13 protein-coding genes are annotated in these 16589 nt (G+C 51.1%); 4 read left to right on the plus strand and 9 right to left on the minus strand.

Going from position 1 to position 16589, the window contains the following annotated elements; genetic code table 11:
- Positions 1 to 276 precede the first annotated feature (276 nt).
- Both K0H63_RS18125 and K0H63_RS18130 read right to left on the minus strand, forming a co-directional pair.
- Positions 277 to 3489, minus strand: coding sequence for a hypothetical protein (locus K0H63_RS18125; protein WP_220065884.1), 3213 nt, complete (start codon positions 3487 to 3489; stop codon positions 277 to 279).
- Positions 3490 to 4788: 1299 nt separating this feature from the next.
- Positions 4789 to 5490 (minus strand): hypothetical protein, encoded by a 702-nt coding sequence (locus tag K0H63_RS18130; RefSeq protein WP_220065885.1) that lies wholly within the window; start codon positions 5488 to 5490, stop codon positions 4789 to 4791.
- Positions 5491 to 6344: 854 nt separating this feature from the next.
- Here K0H63_RS18130 and K0H63_RS18135 point away from each other — a divergent pair.
- Positions 6345 to 7790, plus strand: coding sequence for a DUF3300 domain-containing protein (locus tag K0H63_RS18135; protein WP_220065886.1), 1446 nt, complete (start codon positions 6345 to 6347; stop codon positions 7788 to 7790).
- A 253-nt stretch (positions 7791 to 8043) separates the two neighbouring features.
- On the plus strand, positions 8044 to 8679 hold the full coding sequence (locus K0H63_RS18140) for a class I SAM-dependent DNA methyltransferase (protein ID WP_220065887.1): 636 nt from the start codon (positions 8044 to 8046) through the stop codon (positions 8677 to 8679).
- A 45-nt stretch (positions 8680 to 8724) separates the two neighbouring features.
- Here K0H63_RS18140 and K0H63_RS18145 read toward each other — a convergent pair whose 3' ends face one another.
- The 3 genes from K0H63_RS18145 to K0H63_RS18155 form a co-directional block, all read right to left on the minus strand.
- Positions 8725 to 10269 (minus strand): S8 family serine peptidase, encoded by a 1545-nt coding sequence (locus K0H63_RS18145; protein WP_220065888.1) that lies wholly within the window; start codon positions 10267 to 10269, stop codon positions 8725 to 8727.
- A gap of 182 nt (positions 10270 to 10451) precedes the next feature.
- A complete protein-coding gene (locus K0H63_RS18150) occupies positions 10452 to 11783 on the minus strand; it encodes an esterase/lipase family protein (protein WP_220065889.1) in 1332 nt (443 codons plus the stop codon).
- A gap of 72 nt (positions 11784 to 11855) precedes the next feature.
- Positions 11856 to 12563: a DUF1223 domain-containing protein gene (locus tag K0H63_RS18155; protein ID WP_258405725.1), complete on the minus strand. Its 708-nt coding sequence runs from the start codon at positions 12561 to 12563 to the stop codon at positions 11856 to 11858.
- Between the two features lie 150 nt (positions 12564 to 12713).
- Between K0H63_RS18155 and K0H63_RS18160 the strand changes: the two genes are divergently transcribed.
- Positions 12714 to 12974 (plus strand): Rho-binding antiterminator, encoded by a 261-nt coding sequence (locus K0H63_RS18160; RefSeq protein ID WP_220065891.1) that lies wholly within the window; start codon positions 12714 to 12716, stop codon positions 12972 to 12974.
- A 2-nt stretch (positions 12975 to 12976) separates the two neighbouring features.
- Here the strand turns inward: K0H63_RS18160 and K0H63_RS18165 are convergent, their stop codons facing one another.
- Together K0H63_RS18165 and K0H63_RS18170 are read right to left on the minus strand one after the other, a co-directional pair.
- Positions 12977 to 13330, minus strand: coding sequence for a RidA family protein (locus K0H63_RS18165; protein WP_220065892.1), 354 nt, complete (start codon positions 13328 to 13330; stop codon positions 12977 to 12979).
- 51 nt (positions 13331 to 13381) lie between these two features.
- The gene (locus tag K0H63_RS18170) at positions 13382 to 14935 is read right to left on the minus strand and encodes a Na+/H+ antiporter NhaC family protein (RefSeq protein WP_220065893.1); all 1554 of its coding nucleotides are present in this window, start codon (positions 14933 to 14935) and stop codon (positions 13382 to 13384) included.
- Positions 14936 to 15107: 172 nt separating this feature from the next.
- Here K0H63_RS18170 and K0H63_RS18175 point away from each other — a divergent pair, with 172 nt between their 5' ends.
- The gene (locus K0H63_RS18175) at positions 15108 to 15311 is read left to right on the plus strand and encodes a cell division protein ZapB (RefSeq protein ID WP_011761426.1); all 204 of its coding nucleotides are present in this window, start codon (positions 15108 to 15110) and stop codon (positions 15309 to 15311) included.
- Positions 15312 to 15315: 4 nt separating this feature from the next.
- Here the strand turns inward: K0H63_RS18175 and K0H63_RS18180 are convergent, their stop codons facing one another.
- Positions 15316 to 15528 carry a DUF1107 domain-containing protein gene (locus K0H63_RS18180; protein ID WP_041409936.1) on the minus strand — a complete coding sequence of 71 codons (213 nt, stop codon included), beginning with the start codon at positions 15526 to 15528 and terminating at the stop codon, positions 15316 to 15318.
- A 388-nt stretch (positions 15529 to 15916) separates the two neighbouring features.
- The gene (locus K0H63_RS18185) at positions 15917 to 16531 is read right to left on the minus strand and encodes a thiol:disulfide interchange protein DsbA/DsbL (RefSeq protein WP_220065894.1); all 615 of its coding nucleotides are present in this window, start codon (positions 16529 to 16531) and stop codon (positions 15917 to 15919) included.
- Between the last annotated feature and the right edge of the window lie 58 nt (positions 16532 to 16589).

The following is a 16589-nucleotide window of genomic DNA, read 5'->3' on the forward strand; positions in this document are numbered from 1 at the left end:
GGTCTCTGCCTCGATATCCCGATCTCGGCTTGCCCGTTTCACTCAGCCCAACTGCCAAAGCGGCTTCGATGGGAGTATAGCCGGTGGATTCTGCGAGTGAAGTACTATGGCTGATGACCTATCACCCAAACTTTCATACCTCAGCTTCACCAGATGGGGAGACTTGTGTCAGCCTGATGCTTTCAACAGTTAAAGAGTTATAGGTATCCTCATTCCCGGTGAAAAGTAAAAAAGCTGCACTTGGCAGCCTTTTACTTTTTAAGCAACGTCAAACTGTTAATTTCTGCTGGCAAACTTAGTTATAACTATTTTGCGAAAATCAAAAGCCTCTCTCAAAAACAAGAGCAACAACAATGCCGATAAAAAGGTCATATCAAACACACCTCCACCACCTGAGTCTTTTGTCGTCGCAGGCTCAGTCGTATTGGTTGGCGGTGTTGTTGGTGGTGTCGTTCCAGCATCACCAGCATTGGTATCAATTATATTTAAAGAAAATGTCTGACTGACACTATTAGTACCATCATCGACAATAATGGTTACTGAATTGTTTGCCTTTGCATTACTAGGAACCACTCCTTTAATATGCCCATCGGTAGTAACATTAAGCCAAGCTGGTTTATCTAACAAACTGAATGTCAACTTATCAAAATCCGAATCTATAGCTCTCACAGGAATATCAAAATAATCACCCTTAGCATAATATAATGTTAAATTCATATCTACGTTTGGCGGGGAATTTTCCCAGTCACATTGATTCTCAAATACACAAACTGGATCTATCACAATTAATTCATAGCGAAACCCAGGGGCACTGCCATTATACATAACACGACCAGATGAGAATTTTGGACTATTTATATAAGAACGAGATGACTCAGGAAACACATCCAGAAATTTCACTTCCAATGTCTCATTGTCAAAAATAAACAACTCCTTTTGACTTCCGGAGTCAAATTGACTAGATGCGCGACGATAATAACCATAAATATATCTCTCATCAGTGTTATGTTGCCCCTTAACCAATGAGAGTTGATGTGAAACACCATCATCAATATATATCTCACCAAAACTCCCATTCTTAATGTAATAAACCTTATACTCCTCCATAGAACTTTGCTGCTCAGGCCAAAATAAAACTGTATCGCCGACAAATGCTAAATTTTGAACATGATATGGAAACGGTATCTGGGTCGCATCATAAACCAAGTCTACATTGCCCGTCATTGCACTAAATGAATACAGGACACTATCCTTAAAATAATAATACTTTCCATTATAACTATTAAACGCCCCGTTGCGAAAATCTATGAATGGCGATTTATCCTCTGGAAAATTCATTACTTCACCGCTTTTACAGTCTAACGAGGCAACCTTAATATACCCCTCATCAACTTGGTTTATAAGAACTTTTCCGAGCGCTTTTGCACTGAACTCTATATTATGAACATGCTCACTAGAAAACAATTCAGTCCCATTCTGAGAAATCAACTTTACATGTATATTATGCTCAGCCTGCTTTGTGAACAGCTTTGAAGTTCCACACTGATATTGTGGCTCAACAACATCACCAGTTTTGAAGTCATAGAACCCTCCCGCCCCTTCGAGATACTTACCATCAATTACAGGATTAACATCAATGACTGCGTTGAGATTTTTATTATAAAAATCACCATCCAACTTAATTTTCTCTATTGGTGCAGTATTTTCTTGATTCAATCTAAAAAGTAAAGATTCATAGTCAATGTCAATTTTCACATAATAATCGCTTCCATCACCAATTACGCCGTTAAAATAAGATCCACACTCAGTTCCGCAACTAACAGGAAAATCAAAATATATTAACTCTCCTCGAAAATTTACATGACCAATTTTGTTATTTTTTTGATTCTGAAAAATCCATCCATTTGAAACAGGGAAATAATTCCATTCGGAGGCACCACTTTCTCCATCACGATAATATCTTGAATCTAATCTAACCATTTCAATTTTATCAGTGAAACTATACATTCCAAAAAATGGAAAATAACCAATTGAAATTATACTATCATTGACCTCGTAAAATTGAGCTAGATCTTCTGTCTTATCTGTAAAAATAAATCCGGCTGGCCGCCCATATTGATCAAAATTATTTGAGTTACCAGACATTTTTGTTAAATTTAGATCACTTACATTGAGTTTATACGTTGAAGTACGCCAGCTTTTTGTATCAGTCATGGGTGAATTAAAGTCTACCAAATTGAACACAAAGTTGGAGTCTGATATGTATAAAAATTCAAATGTTCTATAAGCAGTCTCGAATAAAAATCTTGATTTCTCTGTACTAGGATTGTAAGCAAGCACGTTCATTTTCTCAAAGCGAACCCCATGAGAGCTGTAATCACCTCGCTGCCATTGATCAACTGCAACTATCAACTCCCCTGCCGCATTCACCCCTATAAAATCTGCATACGGATAGCTTTTTTTATTATAATCTATGATTTTTTCAATTTTTTTGCTTTGCTTCCCGATAACAACCACACAAGAATTTTTATTAGATGTTCTTGACTCCAATAAATCAATAACATCATCTCTTGATATATAATAGCTATACTCATCTTCAAAGATATTTGAAACAGAGAAGAAGTTATCCATATCGAGACTTTCATCACCACAACTATAACCGCCAGTAAGCTTTGCTAAACTATCAAAGCCATCATCTGTCAATTTCGAAAAGGAAACATCAGAATCCACTTGACTCAAAAAATACATTGTATTTTCATTGTAATTATAGGTGACATTACGTCGCAATCTATCAGGGCTTTTAATTTTTTTTATACTCAATTCATGAGTATTATCTATCGTTCCATCTGTAATAACTGAATCTAAAAATCCCTCAGAAGATAATTGAGCACCTCTTTTACTCGTTACACTATAACGACCAACTCTCGCAACACCACCACCGCCAACTCCAGAGGCGATTACTGTCTCTTTTCCTGATAAATTATTTTTTACTATATCAACAACACGTTGGTGCACGATCCCATCGTCATCGACTTTTATTATGTAGTCTACAGAAATCATTCTTGTTGATTTTATAAATTCATCAGTATGAATTTTTTTGGTATTTGCTATTGTACCATCTGTCTCGAACAGACCGTTCTCTGCAGTAAATATGGCCTTAGCTTTTTCTATACGCCTCAGCCTATTAATAAATCCAGTTGTATTTAAACCACTTAGTTTTGTAACACTCTTATCCAAAGTGGAATAAGAATATAATTCTCTACTTCCTACAGAATCAACAGCGGAAAAAACCAACCTATCACCCAGAACTACTGCCTTTTCCTCGAAATCAGATAGTCCGACATTTGGGACCATGAATTCACTATCAGAGTCTTGATATGACAGCTCATCAAATGTTGTATTAGTATTTACGACTTTATAGTTCGCGGCATTGCTTGTCAGACTGGCTAGTAAGCCCATAATGGCCACTGTGTAAACAGTTATCCTCATACCCTTCATCCCTGATGAAAAAAAAAGCAAAACATACATTGAACCACGCAACATTACAAGCCGTTAACATTCACAACATCATAAAATTGCCCCCCCCTGGTTTACAGGTTGGAAACGCACTTTACTCAAATTTAACCCCAAAATACGCATGCCCTGTAATCATCGCACCACCCCGCTTGCTTGAGTTTATTTCCATCAGCTCGACTCGCTATCGTCGAACTGTCGTAATATTTACGTCACTACATAAAGATGGGGCAGGCACAACTCTTGGTTCATCTGATTGAAAGCGATAAAGGGGTCGGAGTTAATTAAACCCAATCATCGGCGACCTGACGGACTAAGCAAAACAAGGTCACCCACAATTTTTCCCAAAAGACGTCGAAAAGTGCGGACACCCACAACTCTTTCCCCCAACACTGCAACCAAAGGTTTCACTCATCCCGCTCGAAGCGGCCAAGGGTGTTGGTCAAAATGGCGTGGCTAGGCATGGATGCCGAAGCAGCGACCGTTGAGCTTGGAGCGAATCGGTCGCGCCAGCCAATTTTCACCATAAGCCCGACGGGGCTTTCCGCTTCGTGGCGGGTCGCTGGGGGATTGGATAAGGGGCCTGTCGAAACGGTCCCCTTTCCCCGGGTGTGGGTCGGTGACCCACGACTTTCGCCAAACGAAGTTTGGCAATCTCCCCAAATCACCCGCAGGTCGGTTGACCTGCCAATTCATCCTGGCAAAGCGCAGCGCCCGAATTTCGGGCTGGCTACCGCACCGGCGCTTGCAGCCTTAGAGCGTACCTGACCAACTGGCTTTGGTTGAAAGCCGCCTGTAAAAAATCCAACTAAAACAACAGCAAGTTAGCAGCTTGGGCGATGGCAAACCCAGGGTTAGGTCAAGTTTTGTGCAGTGTTTTCTGCTTAATGACCTGCTTAATGACCTGCTTAATGCTGCTTAATGACCTGCGGGGGCCACATGGCCTTGTGAGATGAGGGGAGAAGCTGAAGGGTGAGTGAGCTTTTAGCGTAAAAGCGCTTGGCTGGCGCTGTCCCTGCGTTGCTGGCCGTGCCTGTGAAGGCTTGGTTGAGCGGTTCTTCCCTGATCCACATTGTTGTTTGCTGCGCTTATTCAGCAATGGCTTAATTAACACCTGCAATTCATCATCTTAGGGTTAAAAAAGCCTTGTCAGTAACAAGCTGAACCAAGCTACAACAAAGGAAGGCATTGGGCAATAGGAATCCAGGACACCCGCTATTTTGTGGTGCTTTTTATAGGTGTCCTTTCGCTTGTTTCTTTGTTGTGTGAATCTATTTATTCAGATGCGATGAGGCCAGTCTCGGCGACTGATTTCGCTGCATTAAGCTGTTGTGCCGTTCTGATAACTGCTTTTTTCAGTGCTTCTCGCATAACGTTATTGGCTATTTGGTCGAGCACTGTTTGGTGCAGTACACCCATGCCCTCGTTATTCGACATATTGGCATCAAACACCTCTCTGGTGATGATTTCTTTACCATCTTTGTCGACCATAGACATTGAGAAAGAAACACTTCTTGTACATTCAAGTGTCCATGCCCCTGCACAATTGAAATCGAAATTCATCAAGTCAGCAGAAATAACCATCTTAACGTTGTTGTTCTGGGCAATATTTGCAAGTAGTTCTTTATCACTTGATGCTGGCATGACTTCAATTGTACGCGCATTGACACCTAGAGACTGCAATTCTTCAATAAAGTTTAATCTCACAAAATCAGCAACTCTTACGAATTTCTGACCATTGTGAGTCATACCAATTGTTGCACCACCCATCCTGATCACAGCAGATTCAGAGTACTTATCTTTCACGCCAGCTATATTTCTTTTGTCTCGCCACTGAGTCACGCCAATAGAGTCAGTGTTGTCGACTTTTACTCCTGAGATGGGCTGTTTGTGGTATGTCACGGGAATGGAGTTTTGGATAGAACATCCGGATATTACCGCTGCAAATACGAACACAAACAGGTTTTTTGTTAGCATTTTCTCATTCCTTGATTTTAGGTTTTACAGATAAAGTGGGCTTCAATGCGTTTGCCTCTGCCTGCGGTCTGAAGTCGAAATCAGAACACTCAACACTTTTGATTGTAAAGCGACTTATTTTGAGTCGATTCCTTTGCTTCAAATGTATAAGTGTGAGTGGGCTACAGCAATAGGCGTTTTCTGCCTTGGGAGCATACTTAACTGGTCGTTGCAAGCACGCCCTGCCAACGCATGATACTGTAACCAACTGCTTTTAAAAATTATTTCTTCTGATATCTGTAAAGATATCGGCAGTATTCTAGTGGATTTGTTCATGTTTCGAGCAATGTTCAACACCTTTCGCCACCTTAACCAAGGGCTTGAGCCTGCTTTGCCTATTAATGAAAAGAGGGAGGAAGGTAAAGGAGTAAGCGGTTGGCTCTTGCATATCTGGTGATTTCCTTGCTTTGCTGGCCGGGTGTTGGTTGGCGAGTGTCGCTCAGCGACAGGCCCACGAGCGAGAGCCATGGATGGCGAACTGGCGGTTATGCATGGATGCATTTGGCCCACGCCCCTCGGCTGCGGCACGCAGCCAATCCCGCCAGGGATAAAGGCTTCCGTCGCTTGCAACGCGACAAAACCCGCAGGGTTTTCTGTCCCGCCAGAGCCCAAACGTGCCTTCTGCGTTAACAGAATATCCGCGTGGCGGGCCTGAGTCCCTTCGGCTCAAAATTCATTTTCAACAAGCAGGCGACAGAAACTGTTCTGTCGTTTGCCTTGCGGCCGTTTTCGCCCTTCAGCCTTCGTTCATCTTCGGCCCTGTAGCCTGTAATCAAACTGGCATCATGCCCGTGTGAAACAATCAAGGAGGCCCTATGAACAGGTCTATCAGAATACAACTTGTGTCGGCCCTGATGTGTTTGCCCCTGTTTTCCGGCTGCACCTCGGTGGCCCAGGCCGAGCCGAGTGAATACAGCAGCAATATCCGCGCCGAGCGCTTCAGCGAAGCCGAGCTGGCACGGCTGCTGGCACCCATTGCCCTCTACCCCGATACCCTGCTGACCCATATCCTGATTGCCTCCAGCTATCCGCTGGAAGTGGTGGAAGCAAACCGCTGGCGTGAGAAAAATCGCAAGCTCAGCGACAAAAAGCTGATGGATAAGGCCGAGAAGCAGGGCTGGGACCCCAGCGTGACCGCGCTGATTGCCTTCCCCAATGTGCTGGAGCGCATGAGCGATGACCTCAACTGGACCCGGGATCTGGGGGATGCCTTCCTCGCCGATGAAGAAGCGGTGCTGGACAGCATACAGATGCTGCGCCGCGAGGCCGACCGCGCCGGTAATCTGGACGGCGGCGATAATCTGGTGGTGAAACGCCAGCCCACGCAAATCATTATCGAGTCGCCCAGCCCCGAAATCATCTATGTGCCCTACTACGACCCACGGGTGGTGTATGGTCACTGGCGCTGGAACCGCTACCCGCCGGTGTACTGGGCGCCCTTCCCCGGCTATGTGAGTTATCACCGTCACTTTGGCTGGCATTCGGGGATCAGCATTTCCTTTAACTTTTACTTCTCGAATTTCCACTGGTACGACAGGCACGTGATAGTGCACCACCATCATCACTATCGCCGCCCACCGGAGCCAAGGTATGCCATCAGCCAGGGTGCACAGCGCTGGCGCCATGACCCGGGCCATCGCCACGGTGTGGCCTACCGCAGCGCCGACGTCCGCCAGCGCTTTAATGTGAGCAGCCCCAGCCGGATTGAGCGCGACCACAGACGCCATGACGAGTACAGCCGTGTTGTGTCGCAGCAGCACAATCCCCAGGTAAGGCAGCGGGAGCTGAGCCACAGCCGCGAGCAGGACTTCAAGGCCCGCATGAACAGCAGCGAACGCCGCTTTGAAAACGCTGGCCATAGCGCCCGTGAACGGGAAGGGGGCAATAGCTCACGCGACCGTGAGATGGGGCATCAATCCCGTGAGCGTCAACTAAACCAGCAGCTGAACAGCCGTGAGCGGAATGACAACCGTGAGCGCAGCCAGCCACAGCAGCGTGGATTCGAGCAGCGTGAACAGCAGCGCGAGCGCCAGCAGTTCCAGGAGCGTCAGCGCGAGGTGCAGACCCAATCAAGAGTTCTGCCTGCCCAATCCAGGGAACAGCCAAGGGAGCAACAGGTGCAGCGTGAACGTCAGCGCGAGGCACAGCAGGAAGCCCGTCAGCAGCGCCAGCAGCCCCGTGAGCATCAGCAGCCCCAGCGGGAACGCCCTCAGCCACAGCGTGAGCGCCACAATGACCATCCCCGCGAGCGCAACCTGTAACTGCGTTTAAGGGCTGAGCTGACATTGCCCTGCCCACAGGACGCGATTGCCCACAGGCAGCGATTGCCAGAGCGCTGAAAATATGCCAAAAACAAAGACCGGCCCTGCCGGTCTTTTTTATTGCCCGTGTTTTACTGAGAACCGCTCTGATTAGATCCACTCGAATCAGACCCACTCTATTCAGACCCGCATTGGGCACCACCTTTTTACCGCCCATCGGAATGGGCCCAGCCAAGTCAGGGAGTTTAATCTCATGTCCGGCCAAATCAGTGCAGCCGACACTGCGCAAACCGTTGCCACCTTCGACAAACATGCAAAGGCCTATCGCGACGCTTTTGTGCTGCTGCCAAGTTATCTGGCCACCTTCGATGCGCTGGCGGACAGGATGCAGCCCAGCCATAGGCGCTTACTGGACCTCGCCTGCGGCCCGGGCACCTTAAGCCTGCACCTGAAATCCCGCCTCCCCGGGCTTAACATCACCGCCACCGATTTATCGCCACAAATGCTGATGCTCGCCAAAGAGGCGCTGCCGGATGGTGAGTTTCATTGCCTGGATCTCAGAGATACCGCAAGCCTTACGGGCGAGTTTGATGTGATTGCCTGCGCCTTCGGCCTGCCCTATCTCGACAGCCACAGCGCCGCGCAATTTTTAAAGGACTGCGCCGCCAAACTGACCAGTGAGGGACTGCTGTATCTGAGTTTTATCGAGTGCGACGGTAACCCCCATGTTCAGACCAACAGCCATGGCGACAGCGTCTGGCGTCAGGGGCACACGGCAGATGGCATCCAATCGCAACTGAGCACTCTGGGGCTTACGCCGCTGTGGCAGCATGACACAGAAACCCGCAGCGAAACCGAGCACTTTTTAATCGCGATTAAAGGTCAATAAAAAAAGCCGGTCACTGACCGGCTTTTTCATCTCGATGGCTAAGGCTTACTTACAGTTACGGCCCTTACAGGTACCGCCTGTGTTACCGCCGCCGCTGCTCTGGCCGTCACAGCCATAGGTGGTCAGGTAATCCACGGCGTCTTTGGCTTTCACCAGACCATAACCGTAGGAATCATCACGACCGGCTACGCCCAGATCTTCGGCAGTGGCACGCAGCGCCGCACGGATTTGGGTGTTGGAACACTGAGGGAAGTGGCTCCATACCAGCGCAGCCACACCGGCTACGTGTGGGGTGGCCATGGAGGTACCGTCGAAGTAGGCATAGTTACCGGCGCCGATGCTGACGCTGGCATTGCTGCCAACCTTGGCCAGCATGGCCGCGCCGTCTACGTCACTCACGCCCACAGATGGGATAGAGGTGACCACGTCGCCCATGGTGCCGTTCAGTGCACCTGACACGTTGTTGTAGATGATGGCCGCAACACCGCCGCCGTTTTCACAGGCCTGCACCTTCTCGGCGAAGGAGATCACGCCGCGCTGGATAAGACACACCTGACCGTTGGCGTTACAGGCAGTCTCGCCGGTGCCACAGTCGGCCAGCATGCCAGAAGCATCGCCGGTGGGTGAACCTTCCATACCTATGGCTTCATAACCTGTGCCGGCCACGGTGGTGCTGGCAACCAGTGCAGTGCCGGTTGGCACAGACGAGAGCACACCCACACCTGGGCCAGAGAGTTCAACCTGGCTGGTCTTTTGGGAGAAGTCGGCAACCACCTTGTTACTGTCGATGGCAGCAACAGATACCACAGAGTTGTAAGAGGCTGGGTAAGAGTGACGGGTGTTGCCATCGTTACCGGCGGCAGCGATAGACAGCACGCCACGGCTTTCAGCGGCGGCAAAGGCCGAGTCTTCGGTGCGGCTTGAGCGGCTGCCACCCAGGCTCATGTTGATTACCTTGGCACCGGCCTGCTCACACTTGTTCAGCGCCGATACCAGTGAAGAAGAGTAGCCCCAACCATCGGCATTGAATACCTTGATGATGTGCAGGTTCAGGTTGCCATTGGGGTTTACACCCACTACGCCGGTGTTGTTGTTCAGGGCGGCGATGGTGCCTGCCACGTGGGTACCGTGGTGGTTTTCATCGGTGAACCAGTTGCCGGTGCCGGCATCGTTGGTGCCTGTTACCTGGTTACCGGCCAGATCTTCGTGGGCCAGTTCATAACCGGAGTCGATGATACACACGGTAGTGTTGGAGGTGGCGGCATCGCTCAGCAGGTCGGCCTGCACCATGGGAATACCGTAAGGCACAACCTGACCCAGAGGATAGCGCTTGGCATCCACTTCAACGTATTCTACGTTGGGGTTGTTTTCGAGCCCTTTCAGCGCCTTGGCTGGCAGGGTAAAGGCAGCGGCATTGTGGCTGCTCAGATCCAGGGCCATCTTGCCACCCTGAGACTTCAGCTGAGCCATTACGCTCGGGCCCTTGCCTTCTTTAAACTTAACGATATAGCGCTCCTGGTCGGCAGCATAAGCGCCAGAACACAGCGCCAGGGTTACAGCCGCGGCCAGTGGTTTGTAAATGGATTGCATTGCATACTCCTGTGCATATTCAAAGCGGTCATCTGATGGAACAGTCAAACGCCATACAGACCTTGTTATTATTTTTTATTACATTTGTAACACTTTTGTATCACAAAGGCCTGTTATACGCACAATCCATGGCAAACACAAGCGGATGCCGACAAAGATATCGTTAAAGCGCTTACATCAGGTTAAACCTCTGCCAGCTGCCTGAAGTCCCCCTGTTCGCTTGCACCGGTCAGGCTGAATACATGGGGATGAATATGCCGTGTCAGGTGCACATCCAGCATCAGGGTTTGGTCCGCCCTGAGGTATTCAGCAAGCTTGCCGGCGCAGCGAAACTCCACCGGCCGGTAGTGGGCAAGGCCATTATCCGGCCGGGGAAGAATGCGAAATCCCAAGCAGCCTTCGGCGGTTTTCAGCATGCGGTCGTGGTTGAGGTACAGAGTAAGGGCATTGCCACTGCGCTGATTCTTTTGCCTGTCCTTAAAAAAGCCCCTGGGCAGCTTGCCCGGGTCGTAGTCTGGCCCCGCCAGCAACAAAAAATCGAAATCGCAGATAGGCTCACCTTCGTTATCCCACAGGCGCACCACCAGCTGAGTAAAGCGTGGGCCTGATCTTGGATTGCTGTCAGCCATCTGTTGGCAAAGGGCGCTGTAATCCCCTGCCGACCCCACCTGCAGACACTGCAGGATGCGGCTGACCACCGGCCTGGGCTTTGGCGAGCGGCCATTGACCGAGGTCATGATGCCAAGCTTGCTGCCGCTGTGACTGGCCCGTGGCAACACCTCAAAGCCACAGGCAGGCGCAATAACATCTGCCGTGGGTATGAGCACTGCCCGGCCGTTATCGTCCAGGGTTTGGGTTTCAGTGAGCTCGAGCCAGCGATAATTGAGATTGGCCCCGGCGAGACGCACTACGCCATCGCTGCCGGGCTCGGCTGTATAGCTGTTGAGGAAGTCATAGAGGTTACTGTCGATGGTTTCGCCGCTGATAACAAAGGGATACAGGCCATCGGCCACGGGGTCCTGGCTGAGCCAGTAGCGGCTCAGCTGATGTTGCCCCAGGCTGCCAAGCTCCAGCCAGTCGAGAATTTGTTGCCCCGGCTCTACCCCATCGAACCAGGATTTGAGCCGCCCAAGGCGGGATTTGCCCAGCTGTGCCAGCGCCGAACCATGGTTGGCGGGGGCAAGCATAATCAGGTGAGTCAGCGGGCATTGCTTCAGTCCCTGAGCCCCCTGAGAATAGTAACGGGCAAGCCAGGTGCGGATAACAGGCGCGCCGGTGGAATGGGTCACTATGGCAAAACTTTCCCCCTGCAAACGCTCCTGCCGGGCACGCTCAAAGGCGTCGGCCACATCCGCAAGGCGTACCTCGTCATTGAAGCTGATATAGCGACCCAGAAAGATGTGCTCAATATCCAGCGCCAGCGATTCGGGGGCAAAACGAGCCAGTGCCTCGGGCAAGCCGCCATACACCCGGGTATCCGTGACACTCCAGCCATGCACCATCACCAGTTTCACTCTGGCATCCTCCCTGAAAAAGCCAATCAATTGAATGCCATAAAAGAACACAAACCGCAGGTGCTGACAAGCTCAGGGCAGTATCCAATCCCCAAGGGCCTGCAGCGGCAGCGACTTGTCTTCTACCCAGGCAACCAGTGCAAGGCGGCTCGCCTGCTGCCATTCAGGCCGGGATATCAGCTCAAATTCCTCTGCGAAATGGACGCCTGTGTCAGTGGCGATCCCCTTGAACTGCCAATGTTGCAGCACTACAAAATCCTGTGTGAGCCGTTTGCCACGGTTCTCACCACGGGCTATGGCACTGACCATCCCCATACCGACCACCGCCAGATGCAGGGTATCGGCCTGGCCTTCAAAGCTCGCCTGCAGGCTTTGCCCCTCCAGCTTTAACCAGAGCGGCCCCGCCTGGGCTTTCGGCACCTCACCGCCGCGCCATTCCCGCCCTCCGATAAAGATTTGCGGTGTGTACACCCCTTTACTGTGTTTGCGATTCCAGTGAGCATATTGGCGCTTGCCGTGGGCGGGGTCAGCAAAGGGGTCTTTCCAGCCAAGGTAATCCCAGTAACTGACATGAAAGGCCAGCGGAAAGAGACTGCGCCAAAGTCCGGTCTCATTGGCCAGACCGGACAGCCAGGCCTCAGCCGGTGGGCAGCTGCTGCAGCCCTGTGAGGTATAGAGTTCAATAATTTGGGGCTGCGCGCCCTGGCTTTTCGCTTCAAACTCGAAGGCCGCTATGGGCACAGCAACAGGCAAGACAAGCAGCAGGCCAAACAGGCACATCGCTTTCAAGGTGAACACTCCAACGCCGACTGATATGGAGTAAGACCTTAGCGCCGGGCAGCGGATTTCAGCGGCCGACTTGAAAATTGCGTTTAACTCACTAAGGTTAAATCGACACCGCCTGCCACCAGATGTTACTCATGGAGTATTATGCAAGATTATCAACGCATTGCCTGCGACCGCTATGATGTGCTGGAGTTGGCCTGCATTCGCAGGTATCCGCTGCTGCTGGAGCTCAAAGACGAAGGAAGCATTCACGGGCGGGCGGTGACCACAGAGACCCGCGCCGACAAGAGCGAGTGGCTGCTGATAGAAACCGCCACGTCGCAACGGGCCATCAGACTCGACCGCATCATCGCCATCACCCCGGATATTGAGGGTGCCGGGTTCGGTCGGGTACTGATAGGTTAGATTCAGGCCTTGAGGGCCGCGACCACGGAAATTTCCACCAGATACTCGGGCTCGGCAATGGCGGCTTCCACACAGGCCCGCGCCGGGGCATGGCCTTGGGGTACCCAGGCATCCCACACTTCATTCATGGCATCGTAGTCGGCCATATCTTTCAGATAGATGGTGCAGCTCAGCAAGTGCTCACGGCTGCTGCCCGCCTGGCTCAGCAGGGTGTCTACTTCTTCCAGCATGGTTTTGGTCTGGGTGCGGATGTCGGTCAGCTTGTCTTTAGCCACCTGACCACAGAGGTACACAGTGCCCTGGTGGATCACTATGCTGCTCATGCGAGCGCCGGTATCCATTCGAATGATGCTCATGGGGTTCTCCATCATAAAAGGCAGGATTGTAGCCGCACATCGCGGCGCTGGCTAAGCCTGTCCGTCTTGCTTGAGTAAATTTCCACTGCCGCGCTGGCGCTGCCACAGCCACAGCAGTCCAATTCCCGTCAGCAGCGTCAGTGCCCAGGCGAGCCCCCGGGACGCCCCCAGATTAAGCAGCTGAAAACCACACAAGGCCGCGATGGCCGCTATCAGGGCAAAGGGCAACTGGGTGGTCACATGTTCATGCACGGCCGCGCCGCTGGCAGTGGCACTGAGGATACTGGTATCGGAAATCGGCGAGCAGTGGTCACCAAACACAGAGCCCGCCATCACGGCAGCCAGCGCCGGTAGCAGGAGCTCGGGGGCCATTCCCTGCGCGACTTGAGCACAGAGGGGGATCATAATGGCGAAGGTGCCCCAACTGGTGCCGGTGGCAAAGGCCATGATGGCACAGAGAGCAAAGATACCGGCGAGCAGCAGACTGGGGGACAAGAGATCATTGGCGAGGGCCGAAATGCGCGCCGCGCTGCCCAGATCTTTGATAAGCGCCCCTATCATCCAGGTGAGCAACAAAATGCCCACCGCCAGCGCCATGGATCTCAGCCCCACCAGCATATCTATCATCAGGGGAGCCAGCCCTCGACCTCTTCCGCGCCCACGCCAGAACGCCATCAAGCCCGCCAGCACGACTGCGGTCAAACTGGCATTGCGCATGGCCGCTCCTACATCTGCGGCGGCCAGCCAGGCAGCCATGCCAGGCTCCTTGGCCAGTGAGGCGCCTGAGGCCAGGGTGAACACCAGGGCACCCATCAGCAACCCCAACAGGGGTAGCATCAGTGGCCAGGGGGAAGCCGCGTTCGATGGCTGTGGTTGTTGGTGGGCAGTATCAAGACCAGCAGCCCGCTCAGTCGCCCCAACCTCGGCCGCAGTATCTATGTGCTCAGACCAACCCCAGTTAAAGAGGCTGCCCAGCCCCACCAGTACCAGGGCCGATACCGCATAAAAATTAACAGCGGCGATGGCGATAAAGGCGTCCAGCGCCGAAACAGGTAAAAAGCTGATGGCGGCTAGAAGCGCCATCACATAGGGGCCCCAACTAGCCACGGGTACCAGTGAGCACAAGGGGGATGCGGTGGTATCGACCATATAGGAAAGCTGCGCCGGTGACATGCCATATTGGCGGGCAATGGGGCGCCCGACACTGCCCACCGCCAAACAGCTGAAGATACCGTCGATAAACACCAGAAAACCCAGGCCTATGATACCCATTCTTGCCTGGCGGCGACTGTGTACCCGTGCCGAAAGCCAGTGGCCAAACTCGTCCACGGCGCCGCTTCGGCCCAGCAGACTGGTCATTATTCCCAACAGCAACATGGCAAAGAGCACGTTGAGATGCCACCACTGCCATTGGCTCTGCTGATAAAACTGCGCCGTGAGGGTATTAAACAGGTATTTGAGGCTGGTTGTTGGTAAAAAATCATTCAGAATCAACGCGCCCAGCACAACGCCCGCGCCAAGTGCTATGAGGGTGCGCCTGAGCAGCAAAGCCAGCACCAGCGTCAGTATCAGAGGAATAAGTTCCAGCAAGTCAGTCACATCCATTCGCAGTGTCTGTCGGATAGTGTCAGCATAACTGCCGCGGGGAATATGGCAAAGAGGAGAACAGGCTGAAAACGGGTGTCAGAAAGCGTGAAAATGCTTATTAGCGCTAGGTCCGGCGCAATGAGCCTGCTAGAATCTGGGCTCCATCCAGAACCTTTACAGGACCTTTCCCATGAGCCTCGAATTATTGTCCCAACTGGAAACCAAAATCCAGACCGCCCTGGAAACCATTGAGCTGTTGAAACTTGAACTCGACGAAGAGAAAGAGAAAGCGGCCAACCTGGCGGAGCAAAACCATCAGCTTAAACAGGAGCTGAGCTCCTGGAATGACAAGATCACTGGTCTTGTTGGTTTGCTGAGCAACCAGGTTGACTGATCTATCAGGCCGTTTTGACCTCTTGATTTTGAGCTTCTATTAGCTCATTCAATTCCAGAATCGCCTGCTTAACCTGAGGCAGGCTCTTTCTGGGCAGTAAAAATCTTCCCTTTTCAAACTCCAGCCTTCCCAGGTCCTTAACCCAGATTGCGCCCGTCAAAAAAATCCGTACGTGTTTGACGATGAGCTTGGGAGCATACACAGGAAAAACCCTCACGAGACCCTCCTTTATTGTTTTATTTTTAGTGAACCCATCAATTGGACACCAGTTTTAGCAGTCGAGTTTCATCCGGTACAACAGAAATTTCCAATTTCCGCATTCACTTTACGTAAGCTGCTGATTTACCTCCTGGCCGAACGGACACTTTTTTATCACGTCAATTCTCTGGCGCTTGCCAAGCTTCTGACTTATTGCTACATTTGTCGCGTTACTCAGGGTAAAACTGAGCCAAATGGCTCTATGCCGTGCTTCTTGCGACCAGGGAGTACGGTTTTTTTTTGCTCCAAAATTTTCATCGGCTTACGGCCTGTGAAACGCCTCTCAGAGCCCCCTTTAGAGATAAAAAAAGCGCCTCAGGGGCGCTTTTTTTGTTGAGTGCTTAAACTCAGTCTTTTTTGGTCGCCAGGTAGAAGGCGATATCCAGCATTTCTTCGTAGCTCTTGATGGAGTCGGTCAGTACCTTGTACTTGCCGTTAACCACCAGGGAAGGCACACCGGACAGCTTGGCGTTTTCAGTATCGCGCTTCATCTTCGACATCTGAGCATTCACCATAAAGGAGTTGGCAGCAGAGTCGAAATCTTTGCCATCAACACCGTTGGCCACAAACAGGGCACGCACGTCGTCACGATTGGTGAAGTGCTGCTTCTTGTCGTGGATAGCGGCAAACAGCGCCTTTTCCATTTTCTTTTCGACTTTCAGCTGATGAGCCACGGCGAAGGCCCGTGACATTTCTGGGCCCATTTCACGGCCGATAAAGTCAACGTGAGCCTGATTGAAAGCCACACCCTCAGGCTTTTTGGCTTCGATCATAGGCACAACGGTTTTGGAGAAGTTGTAGCAGTGTGGGCAGTAGAAAGAGAAAAACTCGGTGATTTCGGGCTTGGCACTGCCTGGGCCTTCGTTAATCACTTCATAATGCACACCTTCTTTGAAATCGGCGGCCATGGACATCAGGGGAGCAACCAGCAGCGCGGCTGCCATCAAGAGTGCTTTTTTCATTTTATTTCCTTGCTTAGCGGGTCCGGTGGACCAAATCTCATTGGGCGATGCCTAAACT

Source organism: Shewanella zhangzhouensis (assembly GCF_019457615.1).
Taxonomy (GTDB): domain Bacteria; phylum Pseudomonadota; class Gammaproteobacteria; order Enterobacterales; family Shewanellaceae; genus Shewanella; species Shewanella zhangzhouensis.